This is a genomic window from Dellaglioa sp. CoH-55-MRSF-6, assembly GCF_056782215.1.
Window position 1 is genome coordinate 1 of record NZ_JBXAYJ010000039.1, and the last position, 277, is coordinate 277.

General features: G+C 74.7%; 1 protein-coding gene. It reads left to right on the forward strand.

What is annotated here, in order from left to right:
• A partial coding sequence (locus AC1RPK_RS07710) for a DEAD/DEAH box helicase (RefSeq protein ID WP_481769348.1) occupies window positions 1-277 on the forward strand: 277 nt, incomplete at both ends.

Sequence of the window (277 nt, forward strand, 5' to 3'; positions counted from 1 at the left end):
GGCCGCCGGCTACGTGAAGCCGACGCCGGTCCAGCAGCGCGCGATTCCGGCCGGCATCGCCGGCCGCGACCTGCTGGTGTCGAGCCCGACCGGTTCGGGCAAGACCGCCGCATTCATGCTGCCCGCGATCGAACGTTTCGCGCAGCTCCAGAAGACGCAGGCGCAGCAACCGCGCGCGCCGCGTGAACCGAACCAGGGCGACCGCCGCGCGCGCCGCCCGCAACCCGTCGCGCGCCCGGGCCTGCTCGTGCTGACGCCGACCCGCGAACTCGCGATG